Here is a 12,521-nt window from a genome sequence, read left to right as displayed (position 1 = left end):
CATTAACATATGTTGCAATTATTTTGTCTTTGGCAACATACGGATCACTATTCGCCAAGGAGCCCCGCCATGACCTTCCCGCCGCGGTTCGCCGCCCTGTTCCGCCGCAGCCTGCTCGTCGCCGCGTGCACGCTCGCGTGCGGCGCATCGCTCGCCGCCGAGCCGCTGTCGGGCACGCTCGAGAAGATCCGGCAGAGCAACCTGATCTCGATCGGCCATCGCGAAACGTCGGTGCCGTTCTCCTATGTCGACGCGGGCGGCAAGGTGATCGGCTTCTCGCAGGACCTGTGCGACCGCGTGATCGCCGCGGTGAAGGCGCGCACCGGCAAGCCCGACCTGCAGGTGCGCTTCATCCCGGTCACGTCGCAGAACCGCATCCCGCTCGTGCAGAACGGCATCGTCGACCTCGAATGCGGCGTGACCACGAACCTGGCCGCGCGCCATGCGCAGGTCGCGTTCTCGACCACCTTCTTCGTCGCGACGACGCGCCTGCTGACGCGCACGACGTCGGGCATCCGCGACTTCTCCGACCTCGCCGGCAAGACGGTCGTGACGAACCAGGGCACGACGTCCGAACGCCTGCTGCGCAAGATGAACGAGGAAAAGAAGCTGAACATGCAGGTCATCAGCGCGAAGGACTACGGCGAAGGACGCCTCACGCTCGAATCGGGCCGCGCGGCCGCGTACATGATGGACGACGTGCTGCTCGCGGGCGTGCGCCAGCTCGCCGCGAAGCCGGCCGACTGGCAGATCGTCGGCACGCCGCAATCGTCGGAAGCCTACGGGTTCATGCTGCGCAAGGACGATCCGCAGTTCAAGGCGCTCGTCGACGGCGTGCTCGTGCAACTGATGAAGCGCGGCGAGATCGACGCGCTGTACGACAAGTGGTTCATGAAGCCGGTGCCGCCGAAGGGGCTGTCGTTCGACTTCCCGATGAGCGACGTGATCAGGGCGCGCTACGCGGCGCCGAACGACACGCCGCTCGAATGAACGCCGCTCGTTGACGCCGGTTCACGCGCGCGTCCACGCGACGCATGCCGCGTAGCCGGGCGCCGCGTCGACCCACGCCGCGTCGAACGCCGCGACGCCGGCGGCGGGCGCGGCCGGCTCGACGATCGTCGTCGCCGGTGTCGCCGCATCGCGCGGCGGCACGACCGCGAACGCGCGCAGCCCGCCGCCGATGCCGGTGCCGAGCGCCTTGAGCAGCGCCTCCTTCGCGGACCAGACTCGCATGAATTCGCCGGCGCGCGCGTCGGGCGGCAGGCCGTCGAGATACGCGGCCTCGGCCGGCGCGCAGACTTCGCTCGTCAGCGCACGCCAGTCGGTCGTGCGGCTGCAGGATTCGATGTCGACGCCGACACGGCCCGCGGGCACCCACGCGAGCAGTGCATGATCGCCCGCGTGCGACACGTTGAAATCGAGCGTCGTGCCATGCGCGGGGTCCGGCGACGGCCGCCCCGCTTCGTCGACGACGATCGCGACCGCGTGCGGCGCGACACCGAGGGCCGCGCCGAGCACGTCGCGCAGCGCGGCGCGCGTCGCGGCGCTGCGCACCGCATCCTCGTGCCGCATGAAGCGTGCGGCCCGTGCACGCTCGGCATCGCTGAGCGCCGCATACGCGGGCGACGCCAGCGGCACGCGCCAGTCGAAATCGATGCGCGCGATCCGCACGCCGGCGCGGGACGCGGCGGCCGGCACGTCGAGCGCATGCATGCGCCACGCACGGGGGGGGGCGACCGGGGAAGCGGAATCGGACGGAATGGACATCGGCACGCGGCAGCCTGGGCTGTGGAATGAAACGTCCGATGTTAATCGATCGCGCCGGCGCACGAACCGGCATGTGCGCGGATTGCCGCGCCCGCATCGAACTGCTCGAGGAAGGTGCCGTGAGCCGCACGGCGCTGCCCGCGCGCTTCGCGGGGCTGTCTGCGCCGATGCTCGCGATCGGTACCGAACGACGGATGCTTCACGAACGACACTCGAAGGCCGCGCGCAACAACGTGCCGCGTAGGCACCCCATTGCGCGGCCGCCCCGCTTCATCCGTTCGCGGCAACGCCCGGCACGCCGCCACCCGTCAACCGAGCACGCGACGCCGGATGCAGCGCGTGCACGCTGCCCGGCGCATCGGCCGGCAGCACGCCGTGTTGCAGCCAGTACAGCGCGACGGGCCACAGCGTGTCGGTGAAGCGGCTGTGGAAAAACGCGAAATGGCCGATCGCGTCGACGCCGATGTCGGCCGGCGCAATCCGCAGGTGCGTGACGTCGCTGCCCGTGTAGTAACCGACCAGCCGCTCGATTGCGTCGATCGTGCCGAACGCGTCGTCATCGGTACCGATCGCGAGCATCGGTGCCGACAGCCCCGCGAAGCGCGCGGGTAGCGCCGCACGGCTCACGGCTCCTTCCTCGAACAGGCCGCCGACGTAGCCGTCCTCGAAACGCGGCCGCGAACGCGCCCACGACAGCGCGATGCCGCGCGGTGTGTCCTCCATCCAGCCGAGCCGCTTCGCGGGCACGTAGCCGAACACGGCCGCGAGCGCCGGCATCGCGACATGCCACTTCCACCACATGCGCCGCCGCTCGGCCGGCAGGTAATCGCGCCAGTACGCATACTGCGCGCCGACGGTCACCGCATGCCGCACGTGCACGTTCGATGCCGCGAGCCCGAGCACGCAGCCGCCGATGCTGTGCGCGACGACGTCGATCGGCTGGCCCGGAAACGCGTCGTGTGCGTATTGCAGCGCGGCCTCGCAATCGAGCTGCCCCCAGTCGAGCCAGTTCGCGCGCAGCTTCGCGAGCCGCGCCGGGCGCGACCCGCCGATGCCGCGATAGTCGTAGACGAGCACGTCGCGCCCCTGCGCGAACAGCCAGGCCGCGAAACGGAAGTAATAGTCGCAGCGCACCGACGTCGCGCAATTGACGACCGTCACGGGCCGCGCCGCACCGCCGCCGCGATGGCGCCACACATGGCCGCGCAATGCATAACCGTCGGCCGCGCGCAGCGTCACGGGCTCGGGCGGCAACGCGCCCGCCGCGCGACTGCCCGGTGCCGCTCCGTCTCCTTCGTTCGAAATCGTCATCCTGTCTCCTGTCGATCGCAGTTAGCGCTTTAGCGCTTACTCTGGTCCCATGCTTTGCGGTCGGCCAGAGTCAGCGCTTCAGCGCCCGCTCCGGCCCCGTGCTTCACGCTCCGAGCCGGCGCGAGCCACCGCCCGCGCCCATCGGCTAGCCTCCATTGAACTTGACGCGTGCCGCGTTCTCAACCAATCTTCCTGCTCCGTTCGCATGAGTCACGCGCATGTCAACGCCTCTCGTCCGCCTCCCGTCGCTCGACCTGGTCCGCGGTTTCGTCGCCGTCGGCCGCCGCATGAGCATCACGCTCGCCGCGCAGGACCTGTGCGTCACGCAGTCGGCGGTCAGCCGCCAGGTGCATGCGCTCGAAGCGCATCTCGGCGTCGTGCTGCTGCAGCGCGGCTACCGGAAGATCGCGTTCACGCCGGAAGGCGAACGGCTGTTCCGCGTCGCGGATGCGGCGCTGCACAGCCTGCAGGACACCGTCGCGTCGCTCGCCGCCTCGCGCGAACGCCAGCCCGTCACGATCACCGCGAGCATCGGCGTCACCGCGCTGTGGCTGCTGCCGCGACTCGGGCGGCTGCAGGCGCGCCTGCCGGAGATCGACCTGCGCGTCGCCGCGAACGACAAGGTACTCGATTTGCGCGCCGAGGGCATCGACCTCGGCATCCGCTATTGCCCGCGCGACCGCGCGCCGGCCGGCGCGCTGCGCCTGTTCGACGAGATCGTCGTGCCGGTCGGGCATCCCGCGCTCGCCGCGCGGCCTGTCACGAGCGCGGCCGCAATCGCCGACCACGTGCTGCTCGAATTCGACGGGCCGCCGCAACCGCAATTGCAGTGGCGCACGCACCTGCACGCGGCCGGGCTCGGCGACGCGCGCCCCAAAGGCGTGCTGCGCTTCAACCAGTACGACCAGGTGATCCAGGCCGCGATCGCGGGCCAGGGTGTCGCGCTCGGCCGGCTCGCGCTGGTCTCGCCGATGCTCGCGGACGGGCGGCTCGCGGTGCTCGGGCCGCACACGCAGGCGCTGTCGGATGCGTACGGCTACTGGCTGTTCCAGCACGATCCGGCCCCGCGCCGCGAAGTCGCCGACGTGCGCGACTGGATGCTCGCCGAAGCGGCCGAATGCGATACCGCGATGCGCGCGCACGACATGGCGTCGACGTAAGCCGGCGCAGGCTTTCCGGATGACCGTGACCACGGCCGGCCGCCGCCACCTCGCCCGGCCGCACCCCGTCACATTCCCTACACGCATGCCAACCTGACCGAATGATCGCTTGAGCGACGCCGTACCCGATCGTCTAATCGGATCGAGCGCGGCCGTTTCGCCGCGCGCCCACATCCGGAGACACGCATGACCCCGATCGAGCAGGAAGTCCGGCGCCGCTGGCTGCCCGTGCTGGCGGGCGGCCTGATCATGGGCGCCGCGCTCGGCATCCGCCATGTGCAGGGCCTGTTCCTCGCGCCCGTATCGCTCGACCATGGCTGGTCGCGCGAAGCGTTCGGGCTCGCACTGGCGCTGCAGAACCTGATCTGGGGCGTCGCGCAGCCGTTCACGGGGATGGTCGCCGACCGCTTCGGCTCGGTGCGCGTGATCGTCGCCGGGATGCTGCTGTATGCGGCCGGGCTCGTCACGATGGCGCTCGCGGCGTCGACCGGCATGTTCACGGTCGGCGCCGGGCTCGTGATCGGCATCGCACTGTCGGGATCGGCATTCGCATCGATCTACGGCGCGCTGAGCCGCCTGTTTCCGCCCGACCGGCGCGGCTGGGCGCTCGGCGTTGCCGGCGCGATCGGCGGGCTCGGCCAGTTCTGCATGGTGCCCGTCGCGCAGGAACTGATCGGCGGTATCGGCTGGCGGCACGCATTCGTCGCGCTGGCGCTCGTCGCGGCGCTGCTCGCGCCGCTCGCCGTGCTGCTGCGCGACCGGCCCGCGCATACGGCCGCCGCCGCCGGCCCCGACCAGTCGATCGGCGAAGCAGTGCGCGAGGCGTTCGCGCATCGCGGCTTCTGGCTGCTGAATGCGGGCTTCTTCGCGTGCGGCTTCCAGCTCGCGTTCATCGCGACGCATCTGCCCGCGTACCTGCTCGACCACGGGCTGCCGGCGCGCCACGCGAGCGTCGCGCTCGCGCTGATCGCATTGACCAACGTGGCCGGCACCTATGCATGCGGGCATCTCGGCGGGCTGCTGCGGCGCAAGTACGTGCTGTCGGTGCTGTACCTCGTGCGCGCATTCGCGATGGCCGCGTTCGTCGTCGTGCCGCTGTCGCCCGCGAGCGTCTACGTGTTCGCGGCCGTGATGGGGTTCACCTGGCTCGGCACGGTGCCGCTGACGAACGGCGTGATCTCGCAGGTGTTCGGCGTGCGCTACATCGCGACGTTGTTCGGTTTCGTGTTCTTCGGCCACCAGCTCGGCAGCTTCTTCGGCGTCTGGCTCGGTGCGATCGTGTACGACGCGACGCATTCGTACCTGCCGCTGTGGATCGGTTCGATCGCGCTCGGCGTGCTCGCAGCGCTTCTGCACCTGCCGATCGACGACGCGCGTGTCGCGCGCCCGGCATCGGGCAACGCGGCATGGGCATGATCCGCGCGGCGCTGGCGGCCGGCACGCTCGCGTTCGTCGCGTGGTGCGGCGCGGCCTACTTCGATTCGGGTATCGCGTACGCGCTGCTCGAACGCGTCGCGTTCTGCAACTGACGCGGCGAACCGTACCGCGCGGGCAGACGATCAGCGACGTTTCGGCAATGCAGCCAGCGCATCGAGCGCGCGAACGCGCGCGGCGGCGTGATCGACGAGCGGTGCCGGATAGTCGACGCCGAGCCGCACACCGGCCGCGTCGAGCTGCAGCGGTGACGCTTCCCACGGCGCGTGGATCGACGCGGTGTCGAGGCTCGCGAGTTCGGGCACCCAGCGCCGCACGTATGCGCCGTCCGGGTCGAACTTCTCGCCCTGCGCGACCGGGTTGAAGATGCGGAAATACGGCGCGGCGTCGGCGCCGCAGCCGGCCACCCACTGCCAGCTCGCCGCGTTGTTCGCGGGATCGGCGTCGACCAGCGTGTCCCAGAACCACGCTTCGCCCGCGCGCCAGTCGATCAGCAGATGCTTGACCAGGAACGACGCGACGACCATCCGCACACGGTTGTGCATCCAGCCGGTCGTCCACAGCTCGCGCAGGCCCGCATCGACGAGCGGATAGCCGGTCCGGCCGCGCTGCCACGCGCGCAGCGCCGCGGCATCGTCACGCCACGGCATCGCGTCGAACTGCGCGCGGAAGTTGTCGGTCGCGAGCGCCGGGAAGTGATACAGCAGCGCGTAGCTGAATTCGCGCCAGCCGAGCTCGCTCAGGAACTTGTCGGCGCCCGCAACGTACGCCGCGCCGCCTGCATTCTCTGCGCCCTGCACCGCGTGCCACACCTGTCGCGGCGATACGTTGCCGAAGCGCAGGAACGGCGACAGCCGGCTCGTCGCGGGCCGGTCGGGACGATCGCGCGCATCCGCGTAGCCGGCAAGCGATGCCGTCAGGAACGCGTCGAGCCGTTGATGCGCACCGGCCTCGTCGGGCGCGGGCCATGCGTCGCGCAGGCCGCCGGCCCAGTCCGGCACGGGCGCGCGCAATGCGAGCGCGTCGAGCGCCAGCGCACGGCCACGCACGGTTTCAGGCCATGGTTGAAACACGATCCGTTCCGGCTCCGGCAGCGGCGCGGCGACCGTGCGGTCGCGGCGCACCGCGCGCCAGTACGCGGTGAACACCTGGTACGGCGCACCGCTGCCCGTCAGCACCTCCCACGGCTCGTTCAGCAGGCTGCCGTTACTGCTCTCGACCTTGACGCCGCGTGCCTTGAGCGACGCCTTCAGCGCCGCGTCGGCGTCGCGTTGCGGCTGCGCGTAGCGGCGGTTCCAGTACACGGCGGCCGCGCCCGTGTCGTGTACGACGCGCTCGATCTCGCGCTGCGCGTCGCCGCGCAACAGCAGCAGGCGCCCGCCGTGACGCGCGAGCGCGGCGTCGAGCCCGGCCAGCGACCCGTGCAGCCACCAGCGCGCTGCGCCGCCCGGCGGGCGCCCCGAACCGGCGCCCGTATCGTCGACGAACACGCACACGAGCGGCCGGCCTGACTCGACCGCGCGCGTCAGCGCGGGCTGGTCGGTCACGCGCAGATCGTCGCGAAACCAGACGATCGCGGGAGCAACGGACGACTTGGCGGGCACGGGCACCTCGATGCGGAAAGCGGAACAGGATGCGTATTGTCGCGGCTATGCCACACGGTGTCGACGCTCGACATGCCGACGTGCCGATGACGGCGACGGCCATCGCACCGCGTCGCGTGCCCGGTGAAACGCGTTAGTCCATTCCGACGATTCTTCGCCGCGTCCGCCGGCCTACGCTCGATGTCGGGTGCATCTGCACCGCGATGCGCGGTACGTGCCGGCCGTGTTCGCAGGTGCGACCGGCTGATTCGGCTGATCAGGCCACGGCGCGCGCGTCGCCGATCGCTTCGTCAATCGAGCCGGAACGCCGCCTCGAAACGCGCGGCGAATGCGTCGAACTCGGTTTCCGGCAGATGGTTGATGCCGCCCGCGCGCTTGCGCCCGCCGCCGGTCGCAAAGCCGCGGCAGAACTCGTCGGCGCCGAGCGGCCGGCCGTCGGGCACGCGCACGCTGACGACGAGCCCGCCATCGGCGCGCGGCGACAGCACCGCGAGCGCCGCATGCGGCGCGTTGCGCATTCGTTCGTTCGCGAGCATCCCGGTCGCGCGCCGCGCCCACGGTTGATCAGGCATCCGTACCAGCGTCGCGCCCGGCACCTCGCGCAGCGGCGCAAGCGCGCATGCGCGCGCCATGTCGTCGCGGTAGCCGTCGCGCAGTGCGGCGAACACGGCGGTCCCGCGCACGAAATCGAGCGGATCGACGCACGGCAACATCGCGTCGGCGAGCGCCGCCGGATCGAAGTGCAGATCGCCGATGCAATCGCCGTATGCGTTGTAGTTCAGGTAGAGCCCGAGTTCGGCGAGCGTGCAGCGTTCGGCGTCGTCGATCCCTTGCTCGCGCGCGAGCGCGTCGCCGAGCGCCGGCAGTTCGTCGCCGAATGCCGCGACGATCGCCCAGCGCACATGCCGGCCGCCGAGATGGCGGTTCACGAGCGCGCTCGTGCAGACATCAGCCGCCGTGTCGATATGCGCGTGAAAGCCCGGATCGGCGGGTAGCTCGCCTGCGAAGTGATGATCGAAATAGCGGACTGTCGCCCCTTCGCGCAGCAATCGCGCGCACGCGTCGCGGTTCTGATCGTGCGACACGTCGAGCACGGTGACACGATCGCCGGCCCGCGCATCGATCCGCTCGAGCAGCCGGATGTCGCGCTTCACGCCGGTCACGAGCGTGCCGCGCACGCCTTCCGCGAGCCGCAGTTGCTGAAGCGCGCACAGGCCGTCCGCATCGCCGTTGAACGCGAAGAAGTGCCGTCCATGGTGGTTGTCCTGCATGTTCCGTCGCTCCGTCTTCAGCATGAAATCGCCGCCGTTCGCGCACATGCCATGCACACCGAGCGCGCGAGCCCGGTATTTTGCCGCAACCGCGCGCGCTCTCGATACAGCGTAGCCGGATTCACCTGCAAATGGCTTGCAGCGCACATGCCCACGATAGTCATACGTCATCAGACATGATCGAATATCCAACCGATCTCATGACATTCACCAATATCCGGGAAATTTCCGGGTAAACCCGTGACGCCTCCATCAACACTCAGGCGTACCATGTCATACGACGACATACTACATAAGCCACCACCCAGACGCCGACGCGGGCTGCCGCCACGTTCGCCGACCGACCGGAGACACCGTTGAACCCGCCCTCGCCCACGCTGCCCGGCCGCGACCCGCTCGCGTCCGCCGTCTCGAAAGTGAAGTGGCACGTGCTGCCGCTCGTGCTGATCATGTTCATCGCGAACTACATCGACCGCGTGAACGTCGGTTTCGTCGATCGCCACCTCGAAGCGTCGATCGGCATCGGCGCGGCCGCGTACGGGCTCGGCGCCGGGCTGTTCTTCGTCGGCTATGCGTTGTTCGAAGTGCCGTCGAACCTGCTGATGCAGCGCTACGGCGCACGCGTGTGGCTCGCGCGGATCATGGCGACGTGGGGCATCGTCGCGGCCGCGATGGCGTTCGTGTGGAACGACACGTCGTTCTACGTGCTGCGCTTCCTGCTCGGCGCGGCCGAGGCCGGCTTCTTCCCCGGCGTCGTGCTGTACCTGTCGCAATGGCTGCCGCCGCAGGAGCGCGGCAAGGCGATGGCGATCTTCCTCGGCGGCTCCGCGTTCGCGTCGGTGCTGTCCGGGCCCGTCACCGGCGCGCTGCTGTCGATCCGCGGCTTCGGCCTCGAAGGCTGGCAATGGATGTTCCTGATCGAAGGGCTGTTCTCGGTCGCGCTGTGCGGCGCGAGCTGGCTGCTGCTGAAATCGCACATCCGCGACGCGACGTGGCTCACCACCGACGAACGCGCGGCGCTCGAAACGGCGCTCGATGAGGAGCGCGCGACGCGCGACGTACGCTCGAACGTGCCCGTGCGCGCCACCGCGCTGCTGCGCGATCCGCAGATCATGCTGTTCTGCTTCCTGTACTTCTCGATCCAGCTGACGATCTACGCGGCCACGTTCTGGCTGCCGACGATCATTCGCAAGATGGGCGGCCTCAGCGATTTCCAGGTCGGCCTGTACACCACGATTCCGTGGATGATCGCGATCGGCGCGATGTACGGTTTCGCGGTGTTGTCCGCGAAATGGAAGCATCCGCAGCGCTGGCTCGCGTTCGCGCTCGTGCTCGCCGCGTGCGGGCTGTTCGCGTCGACATCGCACGATCCCGTGTGGTCGTTCGCGTCGATCTGCTTCGCCGCGCTCGGCTTCAAGGCCGCTGCGTCGCTGTTCTGGCCGATCCCGCAGGGTTACCTCGACACGCGCGTGGCCGCGGCCGTGATCGCGCTGATCAACTCGGTCGGCAATCTCGGCGGCTTCGTCGCGCCGACGGCATTCGGCTATCTGAAGCAACATACGGGTTCGATCACGGGCGGGCTGTATGCGCTCGCGATCGCGTCCGTCGTCGCCGCAGTCGCCGCGCTGTTCGCGCGCACGCACCGGCGCAGCGATCCGCCGCGCGGCCTGCCGGCCGACGAGTCCTTCACGAACGCCACGATGCTCCGCCATGCCGAACACTGACCGCTTCACCGTCGTCGTCTCGAATGCCGCCGACGGCGACCTCGCCACGTTCTCCCTCGCGAGCGACGGCACGCTCGCGCCGCTCGCCCGCTACCCGGCCGCCGACGTCGCGATGCCGATCGCCGTGCAGGCCGACCGCGCACGGCTCTACGTCGCGACGCGCGGCGAGCAGCCGACGATCGTCGCGTTCCGCGTCGCCGCGGCCACGGGCGCGCTCGCGCGCATCGGCGCGACCGCGATCGATGCGAGCCACGCGTACCTGTCGCTCGACCGCAGCGGCCGCTGGCTGCTCGGTGCGTCGTACGGCGGGCATTCGCTGAGCCTCTACGATGCCGCGCGCGTGCGCGACGGCGACGGCGCGCCGCTGCAGGTGGCCGGCGGCATCGCGAACGCGCACGCGGTGATCGTGTCGCCGGACAATCGTTTCGCGTACGTCAGTTCGCTCGGCTCGGATCGCGTGTTCAGCTTCGCGCTCGTCGAGAACGCGGCCGGCCCGCGTTTGGCCGAACACGGCGAAACGCGCGTGCCGGCCGGCTTCGGCCCGCGTCACCTGCGATTCGCGCGCGACGGCCGCGCGCTCGTCGTCGTCAGCGAATTCCAGGGCACGCTCGCGACGTTCGCGCGCGATCCCGACACCGGCCGGCTCGGCGACGCGCATGTGAGCGCGCGCCACCCGGCCGTCGCCGGGCTTGCGCAAGGCCATGCACGGCCGCCCGCGCCCGCCGAACCTTCGGTGTGGGCCGCCGACCTGCACCTGACGCCCGACGAGCGGTTCGCTTATGTCAGCGAACGCACGTCGAGCCAACTGCTCTGCTATCGCCGCACCGCCGACGGCACGTTTGAGCCCGCACACGCGACAACCACCGAGACGCAGCCGCGCGGGTTCGCGATCGATCCGTCGGGGCGCTGGCTCGTCGCGTGCGGTGAGCAGTCTGAAAACGTGTCGGTGTATGCGATCGCGCCGGACGATGGCGCGCTGTCGCTGCACGCGCGGGCAGCGGGCGGACGCGGCGCGAACTGGGTCGAGATCGTCTGACGAAGCGGCGCCGGGCGCAGGATCGGGAAGGCTGCAGCAAAGATCCGTTCGCCCCCGCGCTCAGCGCCGCTCACTCGGCGCAACACCCGTCCAGCGCTTGAACGCACGCGTGAAATTGGCGCGGTCCGTATAACCAACGCGCGCCGCAATCTCGTCGACCGGCAGCCGCGTGCCCTCCAGCAGCCGCAGCGCATCGCGCAGCCTGATCTCGTCGAGCAGCGCCGAATAGGTCGCGCCGTACTCGGCGAGCTTGCGCTTGAGCGTGCGCGCCGACACGTGCAGCTCGCGCGCGACGTCGTCGACCGACGGATAACCGCCATCGCCGCAAATCAGCAGGTTGCGCACGCGCTCGACGATGCTCTCCGCATAACCGAGCCGCGCGAGTTCGGCCTCGCACTGCTGGACGATCATCTGCGCAGTCTGCGCGTTCGCGGTGCCGATCGGCTCGTCGAGCAGCGCGGCGTCGCAACGGATGCGGTTCGCGCTCGCGTCGAAATGACAGCGCGGCAGCCGCGCGCGATAACGCTCGAACCACGGCGGCTCGGGCCATTCGAAGTGCAGTTCGGCGCGCGACTGCAGCGTGCGCCCCGGCGCCGGATACAGCAACGAATTGAACAGGATCGCGGTCTCGACCAGGAAGTTCTCCACTGCAAACTGGCGCAGCCGGCCGAGCGGAAACGCTTCGAGCACGTCGATGTCGACGATCCCGTCGAGCTGCGCGAGCCGCACCGAGAAGAACGGCACGCGCGTCGGCAGATAGCGGATGCCGAGCGCGATCGCCTCGCCGAGCGTCGCGCAGCTCATCAGCCCGAAGCCGATCAGCCCCGCTTTCGTCAGGCTGCTGCGCAGGCCGATCTCGATCGCGATCGACGGATCGTCGGTCGCGTCGAGCAGGTTGAACACGATCGCCGCCTGCTGCAGCGGCGTGATGCGCGCATCGGGCTGCGCGAGCCGCTCGCGCTCGACGCCCGAGCCGGCGAGAATGCGGCCGCTATCGATGCCGCGCTCCTCGGCCAGCATCAGCATGAACAGCGCATACGCGGACGACACCGTCGCCTTGTTCAACTGGCGCGCGGCATCCGGGGCGGACAGGGCCATGCGGCGGACTCCGGAGCGATTTCGGCGGATTGTAGCGCCGCTGGCCCGCAATGACACCGCGGCGGTGCTCTAGCCGCGCGGCGCACCGTCGGACTCCCGCTCGTCGTCCACCATGG

11 protein-coding genes are annotated in these 12,521 nt (G+C 70.0%); 6 read left to right on the top strand and 5 right to left on the bottom strand.

Translation table 11 applies throughout. From position 1 onward, the window contains the following. Positions 1-69 precede the first annotated feature (69 nt). The gene (locus tag KVT39_RS13545; RefSeq protein WP_217589338.1) at positions 70-990 is read left to right on the top strand and encodes a glutamate/aspartate ABC transporter substrate-binding protein; all 921 of its coding nucleotides are present in this window, start codon (positions 70-72) and stop codon (positions 988-990) included. A gap of 21 nt (positions 991-1,011) precedes the next feature. Here the strand turns inward: KVT39_RS13545 and KVT39_RS13540 are convergent, their stop codons facing one another. Both KVT39_RS13540 and KVT39_RS13535 read right to left on the bottom strand, forming a co-directional pair. Further along, the gene (locus KVT39_RS13540; protein WP_105391881.1) at positions 1,012-1,767 is read right to left on the bottom strand and encodes a 4'-phosphopantetheinyl transferase superfamily protein; all 756 of its coding nucleotides are present in this window, start codon (positions 1,765-1,767) and stop codon (positions 1,012-1,014) included. A gap of 270 nt (positions 1,768-2,037) precedes the next feature. Continuing rightward, a complete protein-coding gene (locus KVT39_RS13535; protein ID WP_217589337.1) occupies positions 2,038-3,078 on the bottom strand; it encodes an alpha/beta fold hydrolase in 1,041 nt (346 codons plus the stop codon). Between the two features lie 218 nt (positions 3,079-3,296). Between KVT39_RS13535 and KVT39_RS13530 the strand changes: the two genes are divergently transcribed. From KVT39_RS13530 to KVT39_RS38485, 3 genes are all read left to right on the top strand, one after another. Beyond that, the gene (locus KVT39_RS13530; protein WP_217589336.1) at positions 3,297-4,238 is read left to right on the top strand and encodes a LysR substrate-binding domain-containing protein; all 942 of its coding nucleotides are present in this window, start codon (positions 3,297-3,299) and stop codon (positions 4,236-4,238) included. A 186-nt stretch (positions 4,239-4,424) separates the two neighbouring features. After that, a complete protein-coding gene (locus tag KVT39_RS13525) occupies positions 4,425-5,654 on the top strand; it encodes an MFS transporter (protein ID WP_254640492.1) in 1,230 nt (409 codons plus the stop codon). Beyond that, positions 5,645-5,767 (top strand): hypothetical protein, encoded by a 123-nt coding sequence (locus KVT39_RS38485; RefSeq protein ID WP_034183512.1) that lies wholly within the window; start codon positions 5,645-5,647, stop codon positions 5,765-5,767. Before KVT39_RS13525 ends, KVT39_RS38485 begins: the two co-directional genes overlap by 10 nt. A gap of 30 nt (positions 5,768-5,797) precedes the next feature. Here KVT39_RS38485 and KVT39_RS13520 read toward each other — a convergent pair whose 3' ends face one another. Together KVT39_RS13520 and KVT39_RS13515 are read right to left on the bottom strand one after the other, a co-directional pair. Further along, positions 5,798-7,276, bottom strand: a complete 1,479-nt coding sequence (locus KVT39_RS13520; protein ID WP_217589335.1) for a deoxyribodipyrimidine photo-lyase — start codon at positions 7,274-7,276, stop codon at positions 5,798-5,800. Positions 7,277-7,566: 290 nt separating this feature from the next. Further along, positions 7,567-8,547 carry an acetyltransferase gene (locus tag KVT39_RS13515; RefSeq protein WP_217589334.1) on the bottom strand — a complete coding sequence of 327 codons (981 nt, stop codon included), beginning with the start codon at positions 8,545-8,547 and terminating at the stop codon, positions 7,567-7,569. A gap of 356 nt (positions 8,548-8,903) precedes the next feature. Here KVT39_RS13515 and KVT39_RS13510 point away from each other — a divergent pair, with 356 nt between their 5' ends. Next, positions 8,904-10,271, top strand: a complete 1,368-nt coding sequence (locus KVT39_RS13510; RefSeq protein WP_217589332.1) for an MFS transporter — start codon at positions 8,904-8,906, stop codon at positions 10,269-10,271. Beyond that, a complete protein-coding gene (locus KVT39_RS13505; protein WP_217589330.1) occupies positions 10,258-11,307 on the top strand; it encodes a beta-propeller fold lactonase family protein in 1,050 nt (349 codons plus the stop codon). The genes KVT39_RS13510 and KVT39_RS13505 overlap by 14 nt, the downstream gene beginning before the upstream one ends. Before the next feature lie 60 nt (positions 11,308-11,367). Here the strand turns inward: KVT39_RS13505 and KVT39_RS13500 are convergent, their stop codons facing one another. Next, a complete protein-coding gene (locus KVT39_RS13500) occupies positions 11,368-12,405 on the bottom strand; it encodes an AraC family transcriptional regulator (RefSeq protein ID WP_217589329.1) in 1,038 nt (345 codons plus the stop codon). Positions 12,406-12,521: the final 116 nt, after the last annotated feature.

Origin of the sequence: Burkholderia sp. GbtcB21 (genome assembly GCF_019091065.1) — a bacterium.
Classification (GTDB): Bacteria; Pseudomonadota; Gammaproteobacteria; order Burkholderiales; family Burkholderiaceae; genus Burkholderia; species Burkholderia pyrrocinia_C.
The sequence above is the reverse complement of the archived record's forward strand: the minus strand, read 5'-3'. Positions and strand labels throughout refer to the sequence as shown.

Bases quoted from the DNA above. Each gene is read 5' to 3' on its own strand.
- KVT39_RS13530 (WP_217589336.1), top strand. From the start codon at position 3,297: ATGTCAACGCCTCTCGTCCGCCTCCCGTCGCTCGACCTGGTCCGCGGT.
- KVT39_RS13540 (WP_105391881.1), bottom strand. From the start codon at position 1,767: ATGTCCATTCCGTCCGATTCCGCTTCCCCGGTCGCCCCCCCCCGTGCG.
- KVT39_RS13525 (WP_254640492.1), top strand. From the start codon at position 4,425: ATGACCCCGATCGAGCAGGAAGTCCGGCGCCGCTGGCTGCCCGTGCTG.
- KVT39_RS13500 (WP_217589329.1), bottom strand. From the start codon at position 12,405: ATGGCCCTGTCCGCCCCGGATGCCGCGCGCCAGTTGAACAAGGCGACG.
- KVT39_RS13505 (WP_217589330.1), top strand. From the start codon at position 10,258: ATGCCGAACACTGACCGCTTCACCGTCGTCGTCTCGAATGCCGCCGAC.
- KVT39_RS38485 (WP_034183512.1), top strand. From the start codon at position 5,645: ATGGGCATGATCCGCGCGGCGCTGGCGGCCGGCACGCTCGCGTTCGTC.
- KVT39_RS13515 (WP_217589334.1), bottom strand. From the start codon at position 8,547: ATGCAGGACAACCACCATGGACGGCACTTCTTCGCGTTCAACGGCGAT.
- KVT39_RS13535 (WP_217589337.1), bottom strand. From the start codon at position 3,078: ATGACGATTTCGAACGAAGGAGACGGAGCGGCACCGGGCAGTCGCGCG.
- KVT39_RS13545 (WP_217589338.1), top strand. From the start codon at position 70: ATGACCTTCCCGCCGCGGTTCGCCGCCCTGTTCCGCCGCAGCCTGCTC.